Raw genomic sequence first — 25381 nt, 5'->3', positions numbered from 1 at the left:
ATTCCTTTGCTCGAGTGACTTTCGCGGGTCTCTCGAAGAATCACGCGATGACCTTCATTCATCCGGCTACGACACGCCGGTACCGCTGATCAGGTCCGACTCGTACACCACTCTGCTGGACGCAACCGCCCGCCGCGCGAAGTGCACATCCATGTCGCGCCCCGGCGTCCCGATGTCATGGCCGGCCGAGAAGTGTTTGCCCTCGCCCGCCAGTACGACGACCTTGACGGACTCGTCCTCGGAGGCGCGGTAGAACGCATCGTCCAGTTCATAGGTCATGCGGTTGTTCTGGGCGTTGCGGTATGCAGCGCGTGTCATCGTGATCACTGCGACAGCACCGCGTTGTGAATAATCGACCACTTTGTCTTCGACAAACTCGCTCATCTGATGTGACCTGTCTTTCTTTCGGCAAGCCGAAAAGCTTGCGATATAGGACACAGAAACGATACCGTCGACCTGCATCCAGGATTCAGTACCCACGCACCGTACCTCGCAGCTTTCGGCCAATACACCGAATCCGGTAAACGGAGTCAGGCCGGCTTCGGCGCGGTGTGGGCCTGCGATTCGGGCCGACATTCATCAGGATGAGGAGCACCACGAAATGAGCGCAGGGAACACCGTCGAGAGAGCCATCATCGCCATTGGGCGCGGCGACTTCGTCGTGCTGCTTCACAGTGACAGCCCGGACAGCGAAGGCGATCTGGTGTTGGCAGCATCGCACACGACCGCGCGAGCGATGGCATTTCTAATCCGACATTGCAGCGGATTTGCCTGCGTTGCGATGCCGGGCGATCGACTCGATGCGCTCGAGATTCCGATGATGTTTCCAGGACGTGCCGACGGCCTATCGGCCAACATGGCAGTAACCGTCGATGCAGTCAATGGAACCACGACTGGCATTTCGGCCAACGATCGCGCGGCCACCGTCCGCGCGCTCGCGCACCCGGGTACACGGCCAGCCGACCTGACTCGTCCGGGGCACGTTCTTCCACTGCGCGCAAGCACCAATACTTTGTTCGACCACGCCGGACGCGCTGAGGCGGCCGTCGACCTGGCCGCGATGGCCGGAGAGCCACCAGCGGGTCTGCTGTGCGAGATCGTCAACCCCGACGGAGCCACGGCCCGGCGTGACGATCTGTCGAAAATCGCAAATGAACACGGACTGGTAATGGTTTCCATCGACGAAATCGTGCGCCACCGGCGCCGGACGACCGATCTTGTGGACTGTATCTCGTCGTCTACCGTCGACACGATGTCCGGGATGGCCGAGTTCAGCGTGTTCCGGGATAAAAACAGCGGATCCGAGCACCTGAGCGTGACCTACGGGTCGGTCGATTTTCGGCTTCCCGTCCTCGCATATCTACACCAGGAATGCCGTGCCGGCGAGACCTTTGCCGGGCTCCACTGTGACTGCGCAGCAACCCTCGCCGCCGCGCGCGCGGCGATCTCCGACAGCGGCGCAGGAGTGATCGTTTACCTGCGTGGACCGCGAGCCGGAATCGGACATGTCGACCACACCAACGCTGCGGGCCGCGGTGGACAACCCACTGATGACGTAATGACCTCGGGTGCAGCAATACTCGCCCATCTGGGTGCACGGGAGGTTCGCGTCCTCACCGGCCGTCTGTTTGATCCGGACACTATCCATGCACGCGGCCTAGTGGTCACCGAGGTCGCAACTCTCAAAACTGCTGAGCAATCACCATTTCCGCCTGCAACCGATGCGCGGAAACACGCGGCGCATCTATTGGCAATCTGACGACGAAACGGAGATGACGATGGAAGAAGTTCGCACTCTCGGCGAATCCGACTGGGATGACCAGGATCTCCTGACGCTGGACGAAGCCCAGTTTCGTCTCAAAGAAGAGATTGACGTCGTCAGCAAGGAGCTCGCGGCGCTGACGAACGATTCGGACCCCGCGACTTCACAGCGACTGGAGAAGCGGCTCCAGCTCCTGCACCAGCTGCACGAACGTTATTCAGCACCGGCTGACTGAACGCGCCCTAGAGGGATTGGCGGCTAATCAGGAAGAGGATGGAATGGCTAGGGGAGGCTGACGTGGGTGCGCGAACCAGTTCGTCAGCAGGCGTACGCCTCCGGTATGCCCAACCGCTGGCAGCGATCCCAGGCACTTCGATGATCGAACGAATGACGTCGATCGTCGAGGTCTTCGACCACCCGGGTCGACGGCTGACCCACGAAGATGTCGCCCTCCGTACCGGGCTGCCACGCACCACCACCTATCGAATCTTGTGTCAGCTCGTCGCCTTGGGATGGTTGGAACGGTCTTCCACTGAGTATCACCTGGGTCATCGTGCCTATGCCCTCGGTGACCGATGGGCTTGGCACACAAACCTGCGCGCGATCGCACTCCCTCACCTTCACGAGCTAGCCTCCCACACAGGGTTGGTTGCCCACCTCGCAATCCTCGATCGGACAGAGGTTTACTTTCTGGACTGTTCCGGAGGTGATTTCGCTAACGTCAGTCATTCCATGATCGGACGGCGACTAACCGCGCACTGCACCGCGGTGGGCAAAGCGATGCTCGCGCAGCTCGCACCCGAGACACTCGACGACGTGTACGCCGCGGCAGCGATCCGTCGAACCGACAGCCCCGCAGCAGCTCTCAACAGCCTGCATGGGGAGCTCGCCCAGGTCCGGGTCAACCATGGCCTGGCCATCGAAAGAGGTAATCATGGCAGCGAACTCGCCTGCCTCGGCATTGCCCTGCCGGCCTTCTCTGCAGCTGCGGGGGTGTCGGTGGCGGGCACCAATCACCGCCTTGTCGTAGGTAGACTCGCGCCCATATTGTCGGCAACAGCGCGCAATATCTCGAACGAAGCGCACGAACAACACAGTCGATTCGCCATCACGCCCCAGACGATGTCGGCAACGCGCCAGGCTTAGCGACTCGGGCAGCCCGACCGCAGCCGGCCCTAACCGGGTGAAGGCTGTTGTAGTTTCGTGGTTCCGTTCCTCCGCGTGCCATGTGTCGAACGAGGAAAGCCATCGCACGGACGGTTCCGTCGCGGAGCTCCAAGATCGCGCTGCTCTACCGAAATGTATTGTCAAAGTGGTGCATTGACTATATTAACGCGTTATCAACAGGCATGTTCCGCTCACCGGAACCACGCTTGCAGCGCGGAGTGTCCCCCATCACACTGGGCTTCGAACTTTTGCGGCCGCGTCTCTGAACCGGCCAACTGTCCGGAAGGCGATTTCCCGCGTGAACAACAACCGGCGCACCATCGATGGAGTGGATTCTCCTCGGCCAGTGAGCATTACGGCGATCGGCGATTGGGCAGGCGCTCGTCGTCCAGTTTCGACGCCTGCCCCCGAGGTGTCCCTGCGATGATGGATTTCGGGTTGTTGCCGCCGGAGATCAACTCCGCTCGGATGTATGTCGGCGCCGGCGCGGCACCGATGATCACCGCAGCCACGGCGTGGGACGGTCTGGCTGCCGAACTCAGCTCGGCCGCAACGGCGTACCGCTCCATCATCACCGAACTGACCAGCCAACCCTGGATCGGACCCGCAGCAGCGTCCATGGCCGCCGCCGCGGCGCCCTATATCACCTGGATGCAGATCACCGCCGGACAAGCCGAACAGACTGCCACCCAAGCCCGAGCCGCAGCAGCAGCCTACGAAGCCGCCTTCACTGCCACAGTGCCACCGCCACTGATTGCGGCCAACCGCGCCACACTCGCATCGCTGGTGGCCACCAACATCCTGGGCCAGAACACTCCTGCCATCGCCACCACCGAAGCGATCTACGCCGAGATGTGGGCCCAAGACACTGCAGCGATGTATGGCTACGCCAGCGCCTCCACCGCAGCCGCCAGCACACTCACACCCTTCACCGCCAAAGCGCCCGACACCGACCCCGACGGCATCGCCAACCAACAAGCCGCCGTCAACCAAGCCGCCACCACAGCCACACACAACGCCATCACCGCAACAACAAACGCCACCGCGGAAGCTGTTGCGAAAGCCGGAACGCCGCTTCAACCAATCTTCGATGTGTTCAACAGCCCTCTCAATCAAGCGATGTCGTCCTTCGTCGGTGCGCTGACCGCACCGATGAGTTGGACGGTCGGCGGAATGTTCGCAGCTGTGGTTCCGCAGAATTTCGTCGCCACGCAGATGTCCATCGAAGCGTCGAAAGCTGCACTCGCGGCCATGCCGACTGTGCCACCACCGCCGGCAGTACCTGACATGCCGACCGACGCCGCAACCAATCTCACCGGTTCGTACGCCCCCAGGGAGGTCCAAGCCGGACTCGGCCGCGCCAGCACCGTCGGCGGCCTATCCGTACCACAATCGGTCAACTCCTCCACCACACCCATCCGCTTGGCAGCCGCATCCGAACCTCTTGTTGGACATGCCCTCCCCGCGGCCGGTGCCGGCGGTTTGCCGATGCTGGCGAGCGTGGTGAACGCCCCCCGCGACAGCGCCAAGACACGCAAAAGACGTCGGGTCAAAGTGCTACCCGAGGTGCCTTATGCACCCGGCGGCGTTCCCTCGCAAATCTGCGATGCGCCGGTAGGAACCAGTGCCGGCCTCAGCGCGGAGACACGCGCAGAGCTCGAGAGACTGCGCGCCGAGTACGCCGAAGTCGCGCTGGAGCGTGACGCGGCTGCCCGATTGATCAAGGAGGCTGTTCACAAGTGACCGCTCCACTGGATTTCGGGTTGTTGCCGCCGGAGATCAACTCCGCTCGGATGTATGTCGGCGCCGGCGCGGCACCGATGATCACCGCAGCCACGGCGTGGGACGGTCTGGCTGCCGAACTCAGCTCGGCCGCAACGGCGTACCGCTCCATCATCACCGAACTGACCAGCCAACCCTGGATCGGACCCGCAGCAGCGTCCATGGCCGCCGCCGCGGCGCCCTATATCACCTGGATGCAGATCACCGCCGGACAAGCCGAACAGACTGCCACCCAAGCCCGAGCCGCAGCAGCAGCCTACGAAGCCGCCTTCACTGCCACAGTGCCACCGCCACTGATTGCGGCCAACCGCGCCACACTCGCATCGCTGGTGGCCACCAACATCCTGGGCCAGAACACTCCTGCCATCGCCACCACCGAAGCGATCTACGCCGAGATGTGGGCCCAAGACACTGCAGCGATGTATGGCTACGCCAGCGCCTCCACCGCAGCCGCCAGCACACTCACACCCTTCACCGCCAAAGCGCCCGACACCGACCCCGACGGCATCGCCAACCAACAAGCCGCCGTCAACCAAGCCGCCACCACAGCCACACACAACGCCATCACCACAACAACAAACGCCACCGCGGAAGCGCGATTGAGCGGTCCCATCTCCGACTTCCTGCTGCAGATCCTCACCAGCCAACCGATACAGGATTTCGAAGCACTCGTAGGCGGTCTCAACCCATATATGGGCTTCCTGAGCATGACGGGTTATGTGATCTCGGGAGTCGGATTCAACGCTGGGCCGGGCGTCAACGCAGCAGAAGGCGCCGCGGCCGCAGTGTCTGCCGCGCAAGCGTCTGCCGCAGCAGCACCCCCCGCGGCGACTGCGTCGGGCGTATCGGGCGGCGCCGGAACCAATCTCGCCGGTTCCTACGCCCCCAGGGAGGTCCAAGCCGGACTCGGCCGCGCCAGCACCGTCGGCGGCCTATCCGTACCACAATCGGTCAACTCCTCCACCACACACATCCGCTTGGCAGCCGCATCCGAACCCCTCGTCTCGAACGCGGTTCCGGCTGCAGCGCCTGGCGGGCTGATGGGAGCTCCGGGCGCGATGGGCAGTGTGGTGAACGCACCCCGCACAGGCGACTCCCGTGACCGGGCAGGCAGCAGACTCAAACTGATCCCGCGACTGCCGGGCGAAGTTTCCGCCAGAGACGACGCTGCTGCCCGACCCCTCCTCACGCAGTCATCACGCAGCGCGGGGTCCTCGGTCGAGCGCGACGAGCTGGAACAGTTGCGCGCGGCGATCGCCGATGCCAGCAGAGAGCGCGACGTCCTCAAGCGCTCAGCGTCCCTGCTCATCAAGGAAGCCATCGACCGGTAGGCCACCGTCATCGATTCATCGCCCGAGTATCATCGAGAAGCAAGGAGAGTCAATGTCATTCGTCAACGCTCAACCTGAAGCCCTCAGCTCCGCAGCTGCCAGCCTTGACGCGATCGGAGCTGCGGTCTCAAACAGCAACCGCATGGCCTCCGGTCCCACAACCGCTCTTTCGCCCGCTGCAGCTGATGAGGTATCGGCACTGACTGCCGCCCAGTTCAGCGCCCACGCCCAGGTCTACCAATCGGTCAGCGCGCAGGCCGCGGTGATCCATGCCCAATTCGTGGAGACCCTGTCAACGAGCGCCGGTTCGTATGCCGCCACCGAAGCTGCAAACGCAGCAACGGTCGGCTGAACTCGGCGGCTGAGCACTCAAACGAAGGGGGACAACCAGTTCCGCACGCCACTTGTATGCAACAACGCACCCTCGGCGGTGTCGCGCCAATCTCCACCCAACTAAGACATTCGACAGCTTTAAGGAGAACAAAACATGCCAGCCCAGTTCTTGACTGATCCGCACCAGATGCGGGCGATGGCTGCGCGGTTCGATCTGCATGCCCAGACCGTCGAAGACGAGGCTCGCAAGATGTGGGCGTCGTCGGCCAACATTTCCGGCACCGGCTGGAGCGGTGTGGCCTCGCAAACTTCCTACGACACCATGGCTCAGATGCAGCAAGCGTTCCGCAACATCGTGACCATGCTTCACGGGGTTCGCGACGGCCTGGTTCGCGATGCCAACAGCTACGAGCACCAAGAAGCCACCTCACAAGCCACTTTGAGCAGCTAAGGAGACCCAGATGTCGATCAATTACGTCTTCGGTGACATCGACGCGCACGGCGCGGTGATCAAGGCGCAGGCGGCCGCACTCGAGGCCGAGCACCAAGCCATCATCCGCGACGTCGTCGCTGCATCGGACTTCTGGGGAGGAGCCGGGTCAATGTCGTATCAGGATTTTGTCACCCAGCTCGGTCGCAACTTCCAGATCATCTATCAACAAGCCGCAAACCACGGCAACCGCGTTCAGTCCGCAGGTAACAGCATGGCAGACACCGACGGTGCGGTCGGATCTAGCTGGCTCTGATGGCATGCGGTTGCGGCATCGTAAAAATAGCCTTGCCGCAACCGCTTCCATGGCATAGGCATCAAATGACATCAGCATCTCCCGAACATGGCCTGCGGCATGACTGACTCCAAGCGGCGCTCCGGACACGGACTGGGGTTGTCCACCCGTACGCAGGTCAGCGGACATCAGTTTCTTGGCCGTCGTACTGCACTGGCGCTCACGCGGTGGCGGGTGCGCATGGAGGTGGAACCCAATCGGCGCCAATCGCTGGCCGTCGTGGCGTCTGTCTCTGCCGCCGCGGTCATCTGCCTCGGCGCACTCCTGTGGTCTTTCATCAGCCCGGCCGGCCGAGTCGGGGATGCCGCGATCGTCGCCGACCGGGACACCGGTGCGCTTTACGTGCGCGTAGGCAAAACCTTCTACCCTGCACTCAATCTGGCCTCTGCGCGTCTGATCGCAGGAAGCCCTGGCAATCCGCAGATGGTGCGCCCTGCCGAGATCGAGAAGCAACCTCAAGGACCGCTGGTCGGCATTCCGGGTGCACCATCAGATCTCCGGCCGAGGATTCCGACATCGTCATCCTGGTTGATCTGTGATTCCGTCACGCCGACGCCGGGCTCAGCCGAGTCATCGCCGGTACTCGTCACAGTGATCAACGGCACCCCGGATCTGACGGACAGGCGAAAGGTGCTGACCCCAGCGGACACCGCGCTGTTGCGGTACGGCCCGGATACCTGGGTGGTCCGCGACGGTCACCGATCAAGAGTCGACGCGGCCAACCGTGCCGTTCTACTACCCTTGGGGCTCAGCCCGGAGCAGATAAGCCAGGCGCCGCCGATGAGTCAAGCTCTCTTCAACGTGCTGCCCGTCGGCAGGGAGTTGACGGTGCCGCTCATACCGGAAGCCGGTGCCCCAGCGCGCTTTCCCGGCGCCCCGGGAGCCGTGGGCACCGTGTTCGTGACCCCCCAGATCAGTGGGCCCCAGCAGTTCTCCGTGGTACTCGCCGACGGTGTCCAGACCATCTCGCCCATCGTTGCACAGATACTCCAGAACACAAGAGACGAAACCGGCGGGCAGCAGATCGTGGTGCCTCCATCGACGTTGACCACGCTACCCATCGTCGACGGACTCGACCTATCCGCCTATCCGCCTGAACCATTGACCGTGCTCGAACCTACCGAGCATCCGTCGACCTGCTGGTGGTGGCAACGCACCGTCGGGGAGAATCGTGCACGCGTCAGCTTGGTCGCCGGACCATCGCTCCCCATCCCCCACGGCGAAGTCGAGCGGGTGGTTTCACTGGTCAAGACGAACACTTCAGGTAGCGCGGCCGATCACGTCTACTACGGGCCCGATCACGCGAACTTCGTTTCTGCCACGGGAAACCAACCGGATGCCCAGTCTGCCGATTCGTTGTGGTGGTTGTCGGGTTCCGGGGTCCGGTTCGGTGTGGACAACCACGATGACGCCCGTAACGCACTCGGATTGACGACACAACCGAGTCCGGCACCCTGGGCCGCGCTGCGCCTGTTGCCCCCCGGGCCGACGCTCTCGCGCAGCGACGCGTTGGTGCGGTACGACACCCTGCCGATGTCTACAGATCCAGCCGCACTGGAGGTTCCGAGATGAAGCGCGGCTTCGCCCGACCCACCGTGGAGCGGGCACCAGCGGTCAAGCCGGAGAACATCGTCCTGCCAACGCCGATCAACGTCCCGCCTCCCGAAGGCAAGCCGTGGTGGCTGGTGGTGGTCGGCGTACTGATCGCCGGTCTCGTCATCGCCATGGTTGCCATGACGGTGGCCAGCGGGTCGCGAATGTTCATGGGAGCGGGCGCTCTGTTCCCGATCCTGATGATCGGTGGCATCGCCATGATGATGTTCGGCGGCAGGTTCGGAGGTAGTGGACAGCAACTCAGCCGGGCCCGACTCGACACCCTACGTTCAAAGTTCATGGCGACGCTGGATGAGTTGCGCGAGCTGGCATCTCGGTCGGCTGACGAGATGGACGCATCATACCGCTGGTTTCATCCAGCACCCTGTACGCTTGCCGCCTCAGTCGGATCGAGCCGCATGTGGGAGCGCAGTCCGGACGGCCGAGACCTCAACTTCGGGGTCGTCAGAGTTGGAGTCGGTATCGCTCGGCCCGAGATCACATGGGGCGAACCGCACGACATGCCCGAGGACATCGATCTCGAACCCGTCACTGTCTCAGCGCTTCGGGACTTCGGTCGGTACCAGAGCGTCGTCTACAACCTGCCAAAGACGATCTCGCTTCTCGCCGAACCCTGGTATCGGATCCAGGGCGACCGCGAGCGGGTGCTCGATCTCGTTCGAGCGTTGATGTGTCAACTGGCCTTCTCGCACGGCCCCGATCACCTCGCCATGATCGTCGTCACGGCTGAGGCATCCGCGTGGGACTGGGTGAAGTGGCTTCCGCATGTAGGCGATCGTCGTCGATCCGACGCCGCTGGCAGCGCAAGAATGGTGTACACCTCACCGCGCGATTTCGCGAAGGCACACTCGGACTCACTGTTCGCCGGTCGAGGATCGTTCACCCCGGCACGACATGGCATACCCGCACACACCTCGACCCCCCACCACATCGTGATCGTCGACGTCGAAGACTACCAGTGGGAGTACGTACTCACTTCCGATGGGATCGACGGAATCACCTTCATCGACTTGGTGGGAGCGTGCGAGGTCGCCGGTGAGGCGCCGCACCGAGTGTTGCGGTTCAAGGGCGACGGCACACTCCAGGCGCAGCCGCGCGATGCGGACACTGCACTCGGCGACGATGATCGAAGCTGGTTCTTCGCGCTTGCCGATCGGATGCCCGAACCGGAGGCGGGACAATTCGCGATGCAGCTCGCCCGCTGGCGACTGGCCGAGGCCTACGAGGAGATGGGGCATCGGGTCGTCCAAGTCGGTACACGAGACATCCTGTCGCATTATGGTATCGACGATCCCGACACGGTGGACTTCCGCGAGTTGTGGGACCGTCGTGCGGACTCACCGGATCGGTCGCGGTTACGTGTGCCGTTCGGGGTCCGCGCGGACAACAACGAACTCGTGTTCCTGGATATGAAGTCCCTGGACGAAGGCGGCGACGGCCCGCACGGTGTCATGTCCGGAACCACCGGCTCCGGAAAGTCCACGCTGGTCCGCACGGTCATCACGTCGCTGATGCTCGCGCACCCGCCCGATGAATTGCAGTTCGTCCTCGCCGATCTCAAAGGCGGGTCGGCGGTCAAGCCGTTCGCCGGCGTGCCTCACGTCTCACGGATCATAACCGACCTCGAGGACGATCAGGCACTGATGGAGCGATTCCTTGAGGCCATGTGGGGCGAGATCGCGCGCCGCAAGAACGTCTGCGACGCAGCCGGCGTCGACGGCGCAAAGGAATACAACGAGCTGAGGCGCAGGATGGAGAGCAGAGGTGAGCAGATGGCTCCGCTGCCCATGCTCGTCGTCGTGATCGATGAATTCTACGAATGGTTCCGGATCATGCCGACAGCGGTCGACGTGCTCGACTCGATCGGTCGGCAGGGCCGGGCCTACTGGGTGCATTTGGTGATGGCGTCACAAACCATCGAGAGTCGCGCCGAGAAGCTGATGGAGAACATGGGCTATCGGCTCGTACTCAAGGCTCAGACAGCGGCTGCAGCACAGGCCGCCGGTGTGCCCAACGCAGTCAACCTGCCGGCCAAGGCAGGCGTGGGCTACTTCCGACGTAGCGGAGCGGACACCATCAAGTTCCAAGCGGAGTTCCTGTGGCGAGACTTCCTGCGCAGCAGTTCATTCGACGATGACGTCGCCGCACCGGTGAGCCTCGGTGTCGATTACATTCGTCCACAGCTGTTCACCACAGCTTTCGCGCCACTCGAGATGACGACAGCCGAGCCCGTGCCATCGTCGGCCGACACCGCAGCCGCGGACGCCAAATCCGAGCACCCCGCCGAAGACGCCATTCGTGTACCGAAGGTCGGCACAGTGCTTATCGACCGGCTACGCCAGATCGACTTCGAACCCCATCGGCTGTGGCAGGCGCCGCTGGATCAGCCGATCGCCATCGATGTCCTTGTCGATCAGCACCTAGGCCGCAGCTGGCGCGACGCGTACGGAACCGCCCGAGATCTCGTTTTTCCGATCGGTGTCATCGACCGTCCGTTCAAACACGACCAACCCCCTTGGCTCATCGACACTTCCGGCCCCGGCGCCAACGTATTGATTCTCGGCGCGGGGGGGGCAGGCAAGACCACCGCGTTACAGACGTTGATCTGCGCGGCGGCGCTCACGCACACTCCCGAGCAGGTGCAGTTCTACTGTCTTGCGTACAGCGGGACGGCGCTGACGACCGTCACCGACATCCCTCACGTCGGCGGCGTCGTCGGCCCGACGGATCCCGACGGTGTTCGGCGAACGGTGGCCGAATTGTTGGAACTCGTCCGAGAACGCAGGCGAAGCTTTATCGCCTGTGACATCGCTTCGATAGACGTATTCCGTCGGCGCAAGTTCGCCGGCGCGCCCGGCGCGGTTCCCGAGGACAACTTCGGGGACATCTACCTCGTTCTCGACAACTATCGGGCGCTGGCCGAGGAGAACGAAGTCGTCCTTGAGCAGATCAACCAGATCGTCAATCAAGGACCATCTTTCGGAGTGCACGCGATCGTCACCGCTGACCGCGAATCGGAATTGCGACCAGCCGTACGAAGCGGATTCGGATCACGCATTGAGTTGCGGCTGGCGGCAGTCGAAGACGCCCGATTGGTGCGACCGCGGTTCGCACAGAACGTGCCGACCAAGCCGGGGCGGGGCATGGTGGCCGTTAATTACGTTCGTCTCGACACCGACCCACAAGCCGGGCTGCACACTCTCGTCGCCCGGCCAGCTATGCGCGGCACGCCGACAGACACATTCGAATCCGGCACGGTGTCGTCTGCTATCGCCGAGATGACACCGAATCGAGCGCGACCGATACGGAGATTGCCGTCCCGCTTCGGACTCGGTCTGCTCCGCGAATCCGTGTCCATGGATGAGCGTCGAGGCCTTGGAGCCGGTGGTATCGCCTGGGCGATGTCGGAGTTGGACCTCCAACCGGTCTACCTCGACTTCGCCGACAGCCCGCACCTGATGGTCACCGGCCGCCGCGGATGCGGTCGCACAACCACGCTTTCGGTGATCATGTCCGAGATCGGGCGGGTGTATGCGCCTGGCGCCACATCGGCTTCATCGACCACGGGGCCATCCGCCCAGATCTGGCTGATCGATCCACGGCGACAGCTGCTGACCACCATGGGATCTGATTACCTGGAGCGCTTCGCCTACAGCGGCGACAACGTCGCGGCGATGGTCGAAGAGCTCGCTCAAGTCCTGCACCGCCGAGAACCGCCACCGGGGCTGTCGGCACACGAGCTGTTGTCTCGCTCCTGGTGGAGCGGGCCGGAGATATTCCTCATCATTGACGACATTCAGCTGCTACCAACAGGTTACGACTCACCACTACAGCGGCTCACGCCGTTGATCGGCAGAGCGGCAGACGTCGGGCTGCACGTCATCATCACGCGTACGTTCGGCGGTTGGTCGTCGGCCGGCAGCGATCCGATGCTTCGAGCGCTACATCAGGCGAACGCTCCGTTGCTGGTGATGGACGCCGACCCTGATGAGGGTTTCATCCGCGCCAAGATGCGAGGAGGACCGCTGCCCCGCGGGCGCGGCTTGTTGATGGCCGCAGATACCGGCGTCTTCGTGCAGGTTGCCGACGCCGCACTGACACCGGAAGAGGAGAACAGATGATTGTCCACGAGCGGACCGACGTGACCGTAAACACCGAAGGGCTATGGTTGCTGCAGGCGCTGTTGGATATTCGTCACGTCGCGCCGGAGCTGAAGGGTCGCCCCTACGTCTCGACGGGTTCAGATTCGGAGCTGTTCGAGCACCCAGGAATATCGGTGATGCAGGAGCAGGGTGTCATCGTCGACGGCCACATTCATCCAGATGTCGCTGCCAGGATGGAGGTGTTGGGCGCCCCCGACATCGAAGTGATCCTGATGGTGGCCCGGCAGCCGTTGCGTTATGGAGCAGCCGCCGCCGATGATGCCCCTGGGCGTCACGTCGTTTCCGATTGCGAGCTGCGGATCGTGCTGGCGCGTCGCGACGAACGTTGGGTGTCGGCGGTGCGATCAGGTACCGACATCACTGTCGACGATGTCTCGGTGTCCGGCGCTGGGTCAATCGCCGGCCTGGTCCTCGATGCACTCGACGCGATCGCGCCGGCTGAGCCGGCGCACATCACTGCTGTCACTGTCCCCACAGAAGAGGCTGTCGACGCCGCATCAGATTGGCAGAATTCGGGTTTCGACGTGTTCGCGGCGCGTGAACTACGCCGGCTGGGCTTGAACCCGGCAACCTTGGCCGCGCTCAGCCAGGCGTTATCGGACACCCGCGCCGAAGCGGTTGTCTATGCACGGCAGCACCGCGACGACACTCGCGCATCGAGTGAGTCGGTGCTGTCGATCAAGGACGGTTCGTCAGGCCGGATCGCGATGTATCAGCAACCGCCCGTGGCGGGCTCCGATCGACCCTGGATGGCGATATGCCCCGCGACGCCGCAATTCATTGGAGTGGGCGTCAAAACCCTGCTCGACACACTTCCGTTCGGTGCGTGGGAGCGACACCGGCGGTAGGTGGGGAACACCCATCGACTCCGCAGCACAGTAGACGACGAGGGCAATGTGGCACAGCAAACAACGACTGCCGGCATCACCAGTGGTGAGAACCACCGCAGCAGAGGAGAATCCGACATCGCCGCACCACGGGCGGAGCGCGCCGAGCGGTGCACCGCTGCGTCATCAACTCGATCCGCACTGATCGGCGTCATGGCCGGCAGTGCGCAGATCGGGATGATCCTGGACGGGGAGGCGCCGCTATCCGTCATGGTCGAACCCCTGCGGGCGGTCGTCAACGACCGCCTCGTCGAACTGGACGAGGCACCTCTGGACTCCTCCGCCCGAGGGCGTTGGGCTCTGTGTCGCGCCGATGGAAAGCCGTTGCAACACAGCCAATCGCTGATAGCGCAGGATGTCATGGACGGTGACCTGCTCTGGCTGCGCTTCCTTGAAGACACCGAGCGCCGCACCCATGTCGCCGAACACATCTCGACAGCCGTAGCAGCTGGCCTGTCCAAGCGGCACCGTGCGATCGACCCTGCGACAGCCGTTCGGGTCGGTATCGGCATGCTCTCGGTAGCGGTCTTCCTCGCGGTGGGCCTGCTCGCCGCTTGGCGGTATCGCCACGACACATGGCTGACTGCTGCGAGCGCGGCTGCGATCGCCGTCGCCGTCTTCGCGATCGCCGCTGTGATGGTGGCCTGGGCGCAAACACGTTTCGATCGCACAGCCGTCGACGTACTGGTCTTCACAGGCAGCCCCGCGCTCGCCGTCGCGACGGCATCCGCGGTACCCGGCCCTGTGGGGGCACCGCATGCAGCCGTGGGTTTCGGTGTGTTGGCGGCGGGTTCGGTCATGGCGGTGCGCTGCGGGGGCCGCGCACTGGCCACCCATTCGGTCATCATTATGCTCAGTCTCGCGGCAATGACCGTGGGCGTCGTGCAGATGCTGGCACCCGTCAATGTCATGACACTGCTCGGCTGCATGTTCGTCGTCGGCGTCCTGGGATACCAGTCGGCGGCCCCGATAGCGCGCTGGTGTGCCGGTATTCGGCTCCCGGTGTTCCCTGCGGCCGATAGCCGGTGGATCTTCGAAGCTCGCCCCGAACTTCCTACCGTCGTTCACAACGATGACGGCAGCACCGTGCTCGAAGGGCCCGCCTCGGTCCGTGATGTCGTCGTCCGCGCCGAGCGGGCGCGCGCGTTCCTGACTGGCTTGCTCGTATCGTTCGGCGCGTTGCTGGTGGTCAGTGTGACCGGAATGTGTGATCCGGGCGCCGAGCGCCGTTGGCTGCCAATAGTATTGGGTGCGTTGACCGCCGGCTTCCTGGTCCTGCGCGCGCGGTCCTTCATGGACCGCGTACAAGCGATCATCGTGGCAGCCACCGCGGTGATCATCGTCGCGCTCGTGTCGGTGCGCTACGCAGTCACGTTGTGGACGCCACTTGCCCTAGCCATCGGAGTCGTCGTGCTCTTGGCTGTTCCTGCGCTCGGACTGATCGCCGCGGCGGTGGTGCCCAACACCACTTACAGCCCGCTCTTCCGCAAGGCGGTCGAATGGGTCGAATACCTCTGCCTCATGCCGCTGTTCCCCCTGGTCCTCTGGATGATGAATGTCTACGAAGCAATCCGCTACCGGTAACCCCGCACCGGTGGCCCGCCGCCTCCTCGCAACCGCCTTGGCTGTGACATCGGTTGTGCCGGCGGCACTGGCTACGGCACCGCTCGCAGTAGGTGTCGAGCGACCCTTCATCGGACCCGCGGCGCCACCACCGAGCAGCACGCCAAGCCCTGAGCAGCCGATGCGCCAGGCTTCATACTGTTCGGACGTTGCGGTTCTGCCCGGCACCGACTTTCGGATCAGGCCGAAGTTCTTGGACATGCTGTCACTTCCCGAAGCGTGGAAATTCGGCCGCGGCGCCGGTGTACGGGTGGCTGTGATAGACACCGGTGTCACTCCGCACCCCAGACTCCCTCATCTCGTCGGCGGTGGCGACTACGTGATGGACGGTGGGGATGGGCTTTCGGATTGCGATGCCCACGGCACGATCGTTGCCTCTTTGATCGGTGCTGCACCTGCTGACGGCAGCTTCGGACTCGAGCCACAGGAAACCCGCCGTCCCCCGTCGGTACCGACGACCGAGGCGCCACCGCCCGCACCCCCTCCACCGCCACCACAAACCGTGACGGTGGAGGTACCAGCACCGCAGCCTCCACCACCACCTACGCCGGCGGATGGACCACCGCTGGCGCCTGGCTTCGCTCCCGGGATTGATGCCCCTGCACCGCCTTTGATCCCGACGCCGAGTCCCGAGATCGCGCCGGCCTCTCTCTCGACGGCATCCGGCACCACCACGGTCACTTCGAGAGCGCTCTTCCACGGTGTCCACCCCCTCCAGAACGCACCTGCCCCCAGCGCGCCTCCGATGAGTCCACCCGAGACCGACGGATTCACGGGTGTCGCACCGGACGCCGAAATCATCTCGATCCGCGTCTCGAGCCAGATGTTCGCCACAAAAGACCCGTACGGCGACGGGATGGACCCTCAGACACGGCAGACCGCCAGCTTGATCCGCACCATAGCGCGCGCGGTGGTCTACGCAGCGGATATGGGCGCCCAAGTGATCAATCTGTCCAAGGTCGCGTGTTTGGACGCCCGCAACGTCAGCGAACAAGTCGAGCTCGGCGCCGCCCTTCGGTATGTGACCGTCGACCGCAATGTCCTGGTCGTAGCCTCAGCCGGCGATGTCGGCGACCACGACTGCAAGCAGAACCCACCACCAGGGCCCGCACGCGCCGATGATCCCCGCGGATGGAACTCGGTCACCACGGTAGCCACGCCATCGTGGTTCGACGAATACGTACTCACCGTCGGCGCTGTCGATTCGGACGGTACGTTTCTGGACAAGTCCAGCGTGTCCGGACCTTGGGTGTCCCTTGCCGCACCTGCCACCGATCTTGTATCGCTGTCGCCACGCGATGACGGACTGATTAATGCCGTAGCCGGACCGGACAACACGACGCTCGTTCCGACTGGGCCCGGCTTTGCGGCGGCACTCGTCAGTGGTGTGGCCGCCCTCGTCCGGGCAAGGTATCCACAGCTGTCGGCGATGCAGGTTCGTAATCGCCTCGTCCAGACCGCGCGAGCACCCGCGCGCGGTGTGGACAACGAGGTCGGGCACGGCATCGTCGATCCGGTGGCAGCCCTCACCTGGGATGTCCCCGACGAACGCCGGGAGCCGCCGCAGCAGATGTCGGCGCCGCTGCCGGTGCCGGCCATACCTCCTAAGCCGGACGCCACACCGATATGGGTGGCCTCTGGCGCGCTCGTCCTGCTTGTATTGGGGGCCAGCGCGACGTCGGGGGTGCTCAAGTTGACTCGACGTGGATCGGAGCAGAGATGAAGTCGCAACGCGCGATCGGTATCGACCTCTCGTGGTCCACAGTCACCCCGGTGCTCGCGATCAACGTTGCCCTACTGGTCGCAGCCAGTAGATGGCCGGTCGGTCCGCCTGCCGACACCAGGATCTGGTGGTCAGTCGTTACCCTGGCCGTCATCATCGCAATTCTCGGCACTGTCACGGTGCGACGAAAGATATTGTCGGCATTGCTCTCCACGTGGTTGTTCGGCAGGTTCGCGCGCGTCGAAGCGATCGACGCGCACCAGTTCGCCGCCGTCGATCACCATCGGCGGTTCGGACGCAACGGAGTCGGAGTCCGTGCACACCGCGACCAGTTGTTGTCGGTTGCAGCCGTCAACGCCTCTGCCGAGAGGGAAACGCTGTCCATTGGGGCAGTCGCGTCGAGCCTATTCCAGTTCGACGTGCGGCTGTCCAGTGCCGACATCGTGACGGTCACCCGCGGCCGGCAGGACGGCTCGCCGCCGCGCACCTGGCTGATCGTACGGATGAACCAATCGATGAACTTCGGCGCCATCGCGGCGCGGGACTGCGTTGCATCGTTGTGTTCGGCAGTTACCGAACGACTTTCGGATCTGATGACGAGCCGACACTGCACGGTCCTTCCGTTGACGATCGACGAGATTTCGGAGGTCGAGCGGGACTTGCTGATCGAGTGGAACCCAAACGAAATTCAGCATCGGTGCGGCACGCTGAAGCGCCGCACGGCAGACGAGGAGGTGGATAGTGCGTCGAGCTGGTGGATATCTCCCCACGACATCCACTACGCCACCTTTGATGCGCTGCTGAGCAACGCCACCGCGCCGACAGTCACCGTCATTCGGCTGGAACCCGCTGCGGGACAGACTGTTGTGGTCTCAGCACTCGTTCGAAAGCACCGCGCCGCGGACTCGGACAACAAGCCCGCCGGGTTGAATCGGGCGTACGGACAGCAGCTGGCTGCCCTGAAGGCAACCCTTCCCGTTCCCGTGAAACTGTCACTCGACATTGCGCGCCGCCCCTTGGCTGCTGATGAAGAACTCTTGTTGCCGTTGATGCCTTCGAGTCGGCGTTCCTTCGATCCAGAAGGCGCGGGCCGATGACGACCTCGCGTGCCGATATCCTGAACGCGCGTAAAGCAATGGTGGCCGGTCTGCTGGCCTCCGGCATCTCCGTGGACGGCATGCAGCCGTCACACAATCGCGAAGTGGCGCTGCAAATGTTCTCGACGGCTACCGCGATCGATCCCAGCATGTGCGACGGCTGGCTGGCTCGCGTGCTGGCAGGGGACGCCAGCCTCGACACCTTGGCTCAAGCCTGGTCGTCGTCGCATTCGTTCGGCTGGGAGACTCGACGCCTCGGAATCGACGAGCGACAGTTCCTTCCTGAGGTCTCAGACGGCATGTTTCTGCGGTTGGCAATCACCAGTACCGAGACCCTGGCAGCCGTCTATGCCACGGCCCTGATCTCCGACGGTCAGTTCGCTCAAGCCAATGATCTGCTTAATTCCATTGTGCCGGAACGATTCTACGATCAAGAAGTGGTTAACTACGTCCGCGCTCTTCTGCACTTTCGTACCGGTCGATGGCCGGGCGTCATCACGTTGTTCCCCGCGACCACGCAATGGCGATATCCAGAGGTGAAGGCAGCGGCAGGAGCGATGGTCACGCAGGCGCTGGCATCGCTGGGTGTATTCGAGGAGGCCTGCCGCCAAGCACAAGAAGTCGCCGAGCTGGACCTGATCCCGGCCGCGACGAATCTTGCACTGTACTGCCAAGCCATGTGCCTGCGGCATCTGGCCCGCGACGGCGAGTCCACCGAGATCCTGCGGCGGGTGTATTCGCGCGATTCGTCTTTCACCGCAGCCCGTGCCGCGCTCGATCAACCCGACCTGCGACTGATTCTCAGCGACCCTCAGACGATCGCGGCGAGGACCGACCCCTGGGATCCCGCCAGTTCTCCCACCCGAGCCGAGAAGGAGGCCGCCGAGCACGCTCAGAAGGCCAAGCAGTATCTCATCGAAGGGGACGCCGAACTGCACGCCATGTTCGGGATGGAACGTGCCAAACGCGAACTACAGCTGATCAAGTCGACGACGAAGGTCAACCGAGCGCGCGCCAAAATGGGTCTTCCCGTACCGGCGACTTCTCGTCACACCCTGCTCGTGGGTCCTCCCGGCACGGGAAAGACTTCGGTGGCGCGTGCATTCACCAAGCAACTGTGCGGACTCGAGGTACTGCGGAAGCCCTATGTGGTGGAGACGAGTCGGGCCAAGCTGGTAGGCCGTTACATGGCCGACTCGGAGAAGAACACCGAGGAAGTGCTCGATGAGGCAATCGGCGGTGCCGTGTTCATCGACGAGATGCACACTCTGCACGAACGGGGCTACTCACAAGGCGACGCCTACGGCAACGCCATCATCAACACGCTGTTGGTGTACATGGAGAATCACCGTGACGAACTCATCGTCTTCGGCGCGGGTTATGCACGGGCGATGGATCAGATGCTGGCTGTCAATCCCGGCCTACGGCGCCGGTTCTCGACCGTTATCGAGTTCTTCAGCTATACCCCGGACGAGTTGATCGCCCTCACCCAACTGATGGCAGGCGAGGGACGCGACGCGATCGCCGACGGCGCGCTGACGGTACTCAAGCCAACCTTCACCAAATTCTACAACCAGGAGACTATCTCCCACGACGGCGACCACATTCGCACGATCGATGTCCTCGGAAACGCCGGCTTTGTCCGCAACGTCGTGGAGCGGGCTCGAGACCACCGCAGCGCCCGCCTCGACGACGCTGACCTCGATGCGTTGCTCGCCGCCGACGAAGTCGATTTCACCGACGTACAGATTCAGAGATTCACTGCGCTCACCCGCGAGGACCTCGCCGAGGGCCTCAATGCCGCAGTGGCAGAACAGCAGTCGGACTTGGACGCTTGAATCGCGGCGGCCGATCCGACTAGCGTGGAGCCATCCGGATGGCTCCGTCGAGACGGATCACTTCGCCGTTCAGCATCCCGTTCTCGATGATGTGGGCGGCAAGTGCACCGAACTCCGCAGGCTCGCCCAGCCGACTCGGATGCGGAATCTGTTTGGCCAGAGATGATTTGGCCTCATCGTTGAGGCCCCCGAGAATTGGGGTGTCGAACAGTCCGGGCGCGATGGACACCACCCGCACACCGAGCCTGGCCAGATCGCGCGCCAGCGGAAGCGTCATACCCGACACCCCCGCCTTGGAGGCTGCGTAGGCAGCCTGCCCGACCTGGCCCTCGAATGCTGCTACCGACGCGGTGGTGACGACCACGCCGCGATCCTCACCATCGAGTTCATAGCGCGACATGCGCTCGGCGGCGAGCCGGACGACATTGAACGTGCCGATCAGATTGATGGTGACGATGCGGGCGAACTCGTCCAGCGGATAGACACCTTGACGCCCGATTACCCTGCGCGACTTGCCAGTCCCGGCACAATGCACCACAGCGCGCAATTCCGCCCGACGTCCTGCGGCATCGAGTGCCGCCGAGACCCCCTGCTCGTCGGTCACGTCAGCGGCTACGAATTCCGCTCGGTCCCCCAACTCCGCAGCCACGGCGGTGCCGTTGGACTGCGGCAGGTCGAGCAAGATCACGTGCGCTCCCCGTCCCAGCAGCACCTGCGCAGTGGCTCGTCCGAGCCCCGAAGCGCCACCTGTGACCAGAACCGACTTCCCCGCGATATTCATTGAACTCCTGATGGTGTGAAAAGTGTGTGCTGTGATCGAGTCAGTCGAGCTGTCTGGCCACGCCGGCCGAAATGAGATCCTCGACGTCCCCCACACCCCAATCGACCAGCGTGCTTCGCGTGTGCGAGCCTGGTTGCGGTGCTGGAAGTGGCTGCGACGAAGACGTTCTGGAGAATCTGGGTGAGACACCCGGCTGAATCACCCCGTTGGCTTCGACGTAGGTGCCGCGCGCGGCTAGATGAGGATCCGTCGGCGCCTCACTCAGTGAGCGCACCGGAGCCACGCATGCGTCGGCGCCATCGAAGATCGACTCCCACTCCGATGCGGTGCGCTCCAGGAAGCGCTGCGCGATGGCCCGGCGAATCTCGGGCCAGTTGGCGCTGTCCGCCCGATCGGGTAGGCCGGTCAGCCTGAGTTTGTCCACGAGTTGGGCATAGAATTGCGGTTCCACGGCGCCGACGGCCATCCACCGCCCGTCCGACGTCTCGTAGACTGTGTATTGCGGCGCACCGGAATCCAACAGGTTGGTTCCCCGCTCGTCGTTCCAACGTCCATGGGCCAGGAATCCGTACTGCATTGCCAGTAGCGAAGCGACACCGTCGACGATGGCCGCATCCACGACCTGTCCCTGTCCAGACCGATATCGCTCCCACAGCGCGGCCATGACCCCGAAGGCCAGAAGCATTCCGCCACCGCCGAAGTCACCAACCACGTTCAACGGCACCTGTGGTGGACCACCTACGCTGCCGATGGCGTGAAGCAGTCCTGTCCTGGCTATGTAGTCGATGTCGTGGCCCGCCGTCGCAGCCAGTGGCCCGTCCTGTCCCCACCCGGTCATCCGACCGTAGACCAGGGCCGGGTTGCGCTGCAGGCAGTGCTCCGGCCCGAGACCGAGTCGCTCCGCGACTCCTGGGCGGAAACCCTCCAGGAGAACGTCGGCGCCCTCGATCATCGTCAACACCGCCTGTGCGCCCCGCGGATCCTTGAGATCCAGCACGACCGAACGCCGGTTCCGGTTCAGAATCAGATCCGGACCGAGAACCGCACCGGGACGGTCGATCCGAACCACCTCCGCACCCAGGTCGGCCAACATCATTGCGGCGAACGGTGCCGGCCCCATGCCCGCGAGTTCGATCACCCGCAATCCGGCCAGTGGCCCCTGCTCGGCCGTCACGGTGCCGCCGCGATCACCAGCGGAAGTAGGTCACGACGGACCAACTTGCCGGTGGAGTTCTTGGGTAGTTCCGCGACGAACACGACGGAGTCCGGCGTTCGAGATCCGCGCAACCTGGCCCGACAGAATTCCCGGATGTCATCCGGGTCTGGCTCAGTCTGGCCAGCAGGAACTATTGCTGCACAGATGCTCTCACCCCAGTGATCGTCGGGTACGCCAATGACGGCGATCTCCTTGACACCGGGATGGCGTACCAGAACGTCTTCGATCTCAGCGGGCGCGATGTTCTCGCCGCCGCGGATGATCGTGTCGTCTGCGCGGCCGCCGATGTACAGGAACCCTTCCTCGATGCGCGCGCGATCCCGGGTCGGGAACCAACCATTCTCGTCGAGGACGGACGCCTGTCCCATGTAGTCCCCCGAGACCTGCCCACCGCGAACCCACAGCAGACCTGTCTCGCCGTCACCGAGCACCGCGCCGCTCTCGTCGCGGATTTCGGCTTCGATGCCCGGCACTATCCGGCCGACGGATCCCAGCCGGCTCCGCAGTTCGTCATTCCGCCACGCGTCCCTGTGATCCTCGGGCCCCAGTACCGCCACCGTCGAACTCGTCTCGGTCAGCCCATAGGCATTGACGAAGCCGGTGTCGGCGAAAGCAGCCAGAGCCGCTTCAAGAACGGGCTGCGGCATCCGGGCGCCACCATAGGCTAGCGATTCCAGGGTGGGTGTCTCTGCGGGTGCTCCGTCGAGATGCTCGACCACCCGGGCCAGCATCGTCGGCACCAGCATTGCCGACGTCACGCCCTCGATCCGAACCAAGTCCAGCCAGCCAGAGGGTGTGAAGTTGGGCAGGTGCACCATACGTCGACCTGAGTAGACATTCGAAAGCACAGCTCCTATACCGGCGATGTGGTATGGGGGTGTGCTCACCAGCGCCGCCTGGTCCTCGGTGGCTGCGCCGAAGTCCACGGTCTGCATGACATACGACAACAGGTGATGATGGCGCAGCACCACCCCTTTCGGCGCCGAGGTGGTTCCCGAAGTGAACAGAACGATGGCCGTGGCGTCATCGGGCACCGCAGCGCGCGGCAGTGGCTCGTGGCCCCCTGCCGCCTCGAGGAACTGGTCTGTCGACCAGTTCACCCGCGCTGCTCCTGCGACGCTGGCGAGATAGTCCGTGTCCGCCACCACCACCGGGTCGTCGAGCTGACCGATCAGATCAACCAATTGATGCTGCGCCAGGCGGTAATTCATTGGTACGAATGGAATTCCAGCCCTCGCCGCGGCGAATGTGAGCGCCGGTAGTGCCGTCCCGTTTACACCAACGAACACGAGGTGACTCCCGTTCGCGTTTGTCAGCAGAGCGGCGCCGCAGTCGGCTAGACGATCGAGCGCCTCGTACGTGAGCCCCTCGCCTCGCCGTCCCACTGCAAGCCGATCCGGAAACGCTGACGTCGCCATTTCCAGAACCAGATCGATACCCATTGCGTCCTACTCCCTAGACCCGCGCGGCAGCGGGGCTGAGTTTTCCTGCGTACGCCGCGACTTCGGTCCCCACCAGCTCCAGGCAGGAAATGACATCGCGATCGACGTACACGCCGTGTTGGTAGATCTCCGGCTTGACCACCACCGTTGCCCCGTACGGCGTGGGGAATCCGCGTAGCGCGTGGGTGATGGACCGCAAACCGGTGACGACCGCCACCGCTGCCTGATTGCCGTAGGCGACGCCGATGCACCCAACCGGTAGTCCGGCGAAATAGGCGCGTTCGTCGTTGACCAGATCTTCTACGTAGTCGAGCGCGTTCTTCACCAGGCCCGAGAGCGTGCCATGGTAGCCGGGACTGGAGATGATGAACCCGTCGGCCGCGCGGAACGCGGAGATCAGGGCGGCCTGCTTCTCGCTCCGCGACCCCTCTGAACCCGGCTCGTAGTGCGGTATGTCCAGATCTCTGCCGACGAAGCGGGCCGTTCTGGCTCCGTTGGCCCGCGCTGCTGCCAGCGCGACATCCAGCGCTGCCTGCGAGCTCGAGTTCTCTCGCAGCGTCCCGCCGATTCCAACGATAAGTGGTGACATCGGTGTTCCTTCATCAGTTCGAGCGGAGATCACATCCGCGGGTAGCGGAACAGGTCGCGGGCGTTGGTCTCGACGATTCGCTTCACCTCGTCGTCGGGCACGTTGAAGAACATTTCGCTGGCGGTCTTGCGGCTGTTCGGCCAGAACGAATCCGAATGCGGGTAATCACATTCCCAAGTCAGACGGTCGATCCCGATGGCGTGGCGATTGTCGACGCCGTATTGGTCGACGATGAAGCAGCCGTAGACATGCTTGTTGAACAGTTCGGAGGGCCGGATCGTCTGATGGATATTCTGGTAGAAGCGGTGACGTTCCCAGGTGATGTCCGCGCGCTCTAGAAGCCAAGGGATCCAACCGATTCCACCCTCAGAGATTGACACCTTGAGGTTGGGATGGTTGTGGAAGACCGGCGAGAAGAGCAGGTCGGCCGTCGCTGCCATGGAATTGGTGCCCATCAACGTCGTCATGACGGCCATGGGTGCATCGTCTGCGGTGATGGTCACCTGCCCCGAAGTCCCGAAGTGCAGGCAGACGACGATCTGGGCCTCTTCGAGGGCAGAAAGCAGCGGATCCCAATGGTCGGAATGGAACGACGGGAGACCGAGCTTCGCCGGGTTCTCGGGAAACGAGACCGCGCGGATGTTGTATTTGGCAAGGCGTTTGATCTCCGCGATCGACTCCTCGACGCTCCAGAACGGCAGGATGATCATCGGGATGAACCGATCGGGGTACGGCGCGCACCATTCTTCGAGCACGAAGTCGTTCCAGGCCTGGGTGCACAGCAGAGCAAGTTCCTTGTTCTTGACAAAGCTGAAAAGCGTTCCGGCGAAACGCGGGAACGAGGGGAACAACAATGCCGACTGGACCCCATCGAGGTCCATATCGGCAACCCTGGCCTTGGGCTCGTAGCAACCCGGGATCATCTCGTCGAACCGCACCGGGTCGGTGCCCAGCTGCTCCCGCGGCTTGCCCGCGACCGCGTTGAGGCCCAGCTGGGCGTAGATGACTCCTTCGAGCTGCCAGACCTGACGGCCCTTCGAGACGGAGCGCCCGAATCCGTACTGGTCAGTTTCTGTTCCAGTCGATTCGACGATTCGCGGGCCGTCCTCGAGGAACTTCTTGGGCAGACGGTCCTGCCACACCATCGGATGCTCGATCAGGTGGTCATCCACCGAGATCAGTTGCACGTCGTCTCGCAGCGGCATGGTACCTTCCTTTCATTTGTGAATCCTGGATACAGGATCGTAG

20 protein-coding genes and 1 pseudogene are annotated in these 25381 nt (G+C 63.5%); 15 read left to right on the top strand and 6 right to left on the bottom strand.

Annotation, left to right across the window (positions count from 1 at the left end; genetic code table 11):
- Nucleotides 1-123: 123 nt before the first annotated feature.
- A pseudogene (locus HPC46_RS36055) lies at nt 124-384 on the bottom strand (enoyl-CoA hydratase-related protein); the annotation flags it as partial.
- Between the two features lie 217 nt (nt 385-601).
- On the opposite strand from HPC46_RS36055, the gene HPC46_RS26885 reads away from it, so the two are divergent.
- The 15 genes from HPC46_RS26885 to eccA all read left to right on the top strand — a co-directional run bounded on the left by HPC46_RS26885 (nt 602) and on the right by eccA (nt 20105).
- The gene (locus HPC46_RS26885; RefSeq protein WP_179475231.1) at nt 602-1759 is read left to right on the top strand and encodes a 3,4-dihydroxy-2-butanone-4-phosphate synthase; all 1158 of its coding nucleotides are present in this window, start codon (nt 602-604) and stop codon (nt 1757-1759) included.
- 13 nt (nt 1760-1772) lie between these two features.
- Nucleotides 1773-1997: a hypothetical protein gene (locus HPC46_RS26880; RefSeq protein ID WP_179475230.1), complete on the top strand. Its 225-nt coding sequence runs from the start codon at nt 1773-1775 to the stop codon at nt 1995-1997.
- Between the two features lie 152 nt (nt 1998-2149).
- Nucleotides 2150-2908, top strand: coding sequence for an IclR family transcriptional regulator (locus HPC46_RS26875; RefSeq protein WP_179475229.1), 759 nt, complete (start codon nt 2150-2152; stop codon nt 2906-2908).
- A gap of 447 nt (nt 2909-3355) precedes the next feature.
- On the top strand, nt 3356-4672 hold the full coding sequence (locus HPC46_RS35810) for a PPE family protein (protein ID WP_179475238.1): 1317 nt from the start codon (nt 3356-3358) through the stop codon (nt 4670-4672).
- Nucleotides 4669-6042 (top strand): PPE family protein, encoded by a 1374-nt coding sequence (locus HPC46_RS26865; RefSeq protein WP_325096784.1) that lies wholly within the window; start codon nt 4669-4671, stop codon nt 6040-6042. Before HPC46_RS35810 ends, HPC46_RS26865 begins: the two co-directional genes overlap by 4 nt.
- Before the next feature lie 52 nt (nt 6043-6094).
- Complete coding sequence (locus HPC46_RS26860) at nt 6095-6394, top strand: PE family protein (protein ID WP_179475228.1); 300 nt, start codon at nt 6095-6097, stop codon at nt 6392-6394.
- A 135-nt stretch (nt 6395-6529) separates the two neighbouring features.
- Entirely contained in the window at nt 6530-6826 is a 297-nt protein-coding gene (locus tag HPC46_RS26855; protein ID WP_179475227.1) for a WXG100 family type VII secretion target, read from the top strand.
- A gap of 10 nt (nt 6827-6836) precedes the next feature.
- Nucleotides 6837-7121: a WXG100 family type VII secretion target gene (locus HPC46_RS26850; RefSeq protein ID WP_179475226.1), complete on the top strand. Its 285-nt coding sequence runs from the start codon at nt 6837-6839 to the stop codon at nt 7119-7121.
- Nucleotides 7122-7220: 99 nt separating this feature from the next.
- Entirely contained in the window at nt 7221-8732 is a 1512-nt protein-coding gene (gene eccB, locus HPC46_RS26845) for a type VII secretion protein EccB (RefSeq protein ID WP_179475225.1), read from the top strand.
- Nucleotides 8729-12895, top strand: coding sequence for a type VII secretion protein EccCa (eccCa, locus tag HPC46_RS26840; RefSeq protein WP_179475224.1), 4167 nt, complete (start codon nt 8729-8731; stop codon nt 12893-12895). The genes eccB and eccCa overlap by 4 nt, the downstream gene beginning before the upstream one ends.
- Entirely contained in the window at nt 12892-13785 is an 894-nt protein-coding gene (locus HPC46_RS26835; RefSeq protein ID WP_179475223.1) for an ESX secretion-associated protein EspG, read from the top strand. Before eccCa ends, HPC46_RS26835 begins: the two co-directional genes overlap by 4 nt.
- A 117-nt stretch (nt 13786-13902) precedes the next feature.
- Nucleotides 13903-15408: a type VII secretion integral membrane protein EccD gene (gene eccD, locus HPC46_RS26830; protein ID WP_325096788.1), complete on the top strand. Its 1506-nt coding sequence runs from the start codon at nt 13903-13905 to the stop codon at nt 15406-15408.
- Nucleotides 15380-17170: a type VII secretion-associated serine protease mycosin gene (locus HPC46_RS26825; RefSeq protein WP_179475222.1), complete on the top strand. Its 1791-nt coding sequence runs from the start codon at nt 15380-15382 to the stop codon at nt 17168-17170. Before eccD ends, HPC46_RS26825 begins: the two co-directional genes overlap by 29 nt.
- Nucleotides 17074-18267: a type VII secretion protein EccE gene (eccE, locus tag HPC46_RS26820; protein WP_325096783.1), complete on the top strand. Its 1194-nt coding sequence runs from the start codon at nt 17074-17076 to the stop codon at nt 18265-18267. Before HPC46_RS26825 ends, eccE begins: the two co-directional genes overlap by 97 nt.
- Nucleotides 18264-20105: a type VII secretion AAA-ATPase EccA gene (eccA, locus tag HPC46_RS26815; protein WP_179475220.1), complete on the top strand. Its 1842-nt coding sequence runs from the start codon at nt 18264-18266 to the stop codon at nt 20103-20105. Before eccE ends, eccA begins: the two co-directional genes overlap by 4 nt.
- Before the next feature lie 19 nt (nt 20106-20124).
- On the opposite strand, the gene HPC46_RS26810 is transcribed toward eccA, so the two are convergent.
- The 5 genes from HPC46_RS26810 to HPC46_RS26790 are packed head-to-tail and all read right to left on the bottom strand — an operon-like array spanning nt 20125 to nt 25338.
- On the bottom strand, nt 20125-20886 hold the full coding sequence (locus tag HPC46_RS26810; RefSeq protein ID WP_179475219.1) for an SDR family NAD(P)-dependent oxidoreductase: 762 nt from the start codon (nt 20884-20886) through the stop codon (nt 20125-20127).
- A gap of 40 nt (nt 20887-20926) precedes the next feature.
- Complete coding sequence (locus HPC46_RS26805) at nt 20927-22060, bottom strand: CaiB/BaiF CoA transferase family protein (RefSeq protein ID WP_179475218.1); 1134 nt, start codon at nt 22058-22060, stop codon at nt 20927-20929.
- A complete protein-coding gene (locus HPC46_RS26800; protein WP_179475217.1) occupies nt 22057-23544 on the bottom strand; it encodes a class I adenylate-forming enzyme family protein in 1488 nt (495 codons plus the stop codon). The genes HPC46_RS26805 and HPC46_RS26800 overlap by 4 nt, the downstream gene beginning before the upstream one ends.
- Before the next feature lie 13 nt (nt 23545-23557).
- Nucleotides 23558-24133, bottom strand: coding sequence for an NADPH-dependent FMN reductase (locus HPC46_RS26795; RefSeq protein ID WP_179475216.1), 576 nt, complete (start codon nt 24131-24133; stop codon nt 23558-23560).
- 29 nt (nt 24134-24162) lie between these two features.
- Nucleotides 24163-25338, bottom strand: coding sequence for an amidohydrolase family protein (locus HPC46_RS26790; RefSeq protein ID WP_179475215.1), 1176 nt, complete (start codon nt 25336-25338; stop codon nt 24163-24165).
- Nucleotides 25339-25381: the final 43 nt, after the last annotated feature.

Source organism: Mycolicibacterium vinylchloridicum, assembly GCF_013404075.1.
Lineage (GTDB): Bacteria > Actinomycetota > Actinomycetes > Mycobacteriales > Mycobacteriaceae > Mycobacterium > Mycobacterium vinylchloridicum.
This window is presented reverse-complemented; position numbering and strand designations above follow the sequence as displayed.

Excerpts from the sequence above, each read along its gene's own strand:
- HPC46_RS26885 (WP_179475231.1), top strand. The coding sequence starts at position 602 with ATGAGCGCAGGGAACACCGTCGAGAGAGCCATCATCGCCATTGGGCGC.
- HPC46_RS26880 (WP_179475230.1), top strand. The coding sequence starts at position 1,773 with ATGACGATGGAAGAAGTTCGCACTCTCGGCGAATCCGACTGGGATGAC.
- HPC46_RS26875 (WP_179475229.1), top strand. The coding sequence starts at position 2,150 with ATGACGTCGATCGTCGAGGTCTTCGACCACCCGGGTCGACGGCTGACC.
- HPC46_RS35810 (WP_179475238.1), top strand. The coding sequence starts at position 3,356 with ATGGATTTCGGGTTGTTGCCGCCGGAGATCAACTCCGCTCGGATGTAT.
- HPC46_RS26860 (WP_179475228.1), top strand. The coding sequence starts at position 6,095 with ATGTCATTCGTCAACGCTCAACCTGAAGCCCTCAGCTCCGCAGCTGCC.
- HPC46_RS26855 (WP_179475227.1), top strand. The coding sequence starts at position 6,530 with ATGCCAGCCCAGTTCTTGACTGATCCGCACCAGATGCGGGCGATGGCT.
- HPC46_RS26850 (WP_179475226.1), top strand. The coding sequence starts at position 6,837 with ATGTCGATCAATTACGTCTTCGGTGACATCGACGCGCACGGCGCGGTG.
- eccB (WP_179475225.1), top strand. The coding sequence starts at position 7,221 with ATGACTGACTCCAAGCGGCGCTCCGGACACGGACTGGGGTTGTCCACC.
- eccCa (WP_179475224.1), top strand. The coding sequence starts at position 8,729 with ATGAAGCGCGGCTTCGCCCGACCCACCGTGGAGCGGGCACCAGCGGTC.
- HPC46_RS26835 (WP_179475223.1), top strand. The coding sequence starts at position 12,892 with ATGATTGTCCACGAGCGGACCGACGTGACCGTAAACACCGAAGGGCTA.
- HPC46_RS26825 (WP_179475222.1), top strand. The coding sequence starts at position 15,380 with ATGTCTACGAAGCAATCCGCTACCGGTAACCCCGCACCGGTGGCCCGC.
- eccE (WP_325096783.1), top strand. The coding sequence starts at position 17,074 with ATGGGTGGCCTCTGGCGCGCTCGTCCTGCTTGTATTGGGGGCCAGCGC.
- eccA (WP_179475220.1), top strand. The coding sequence starts at position 18,264 with ATGACGACCTCGCGTGCCGATATCCTGAACGCGCGTAAAGCAATGGTG.
- HPC46_RS26810 (WP_179475219.1), bottom strand. The coding sequence starts at position 20,886 with ATGAATATCGCGGGGAAGTCGGTTCTGGTCACAGGTGGCGCTTCGGGG.
- HPC46_RS26800 (WP_179475217.1), bottom strand. The coding sequence starts at position 23,544 with ATGGGTATCGATCTGGTTCTGGAAATGGCGACGTCAGCGTTTCCGGAT.
- HPC46_RS26795 (WP_179475216.1), bottom strand. The coding sequence starts at position 24,133 with ATGTCACCACTTATCGTTGGAATCGGCGGGACGCTGCGAGAGAACTCG.
- HPC46_RS26790 (WP_179475215.1), bottom strand. The coding sequence starts at position 25,338 with ATGCCGCTGCGAGACGACGTGCAACTGATCTCGGTGGATGACCACCTG.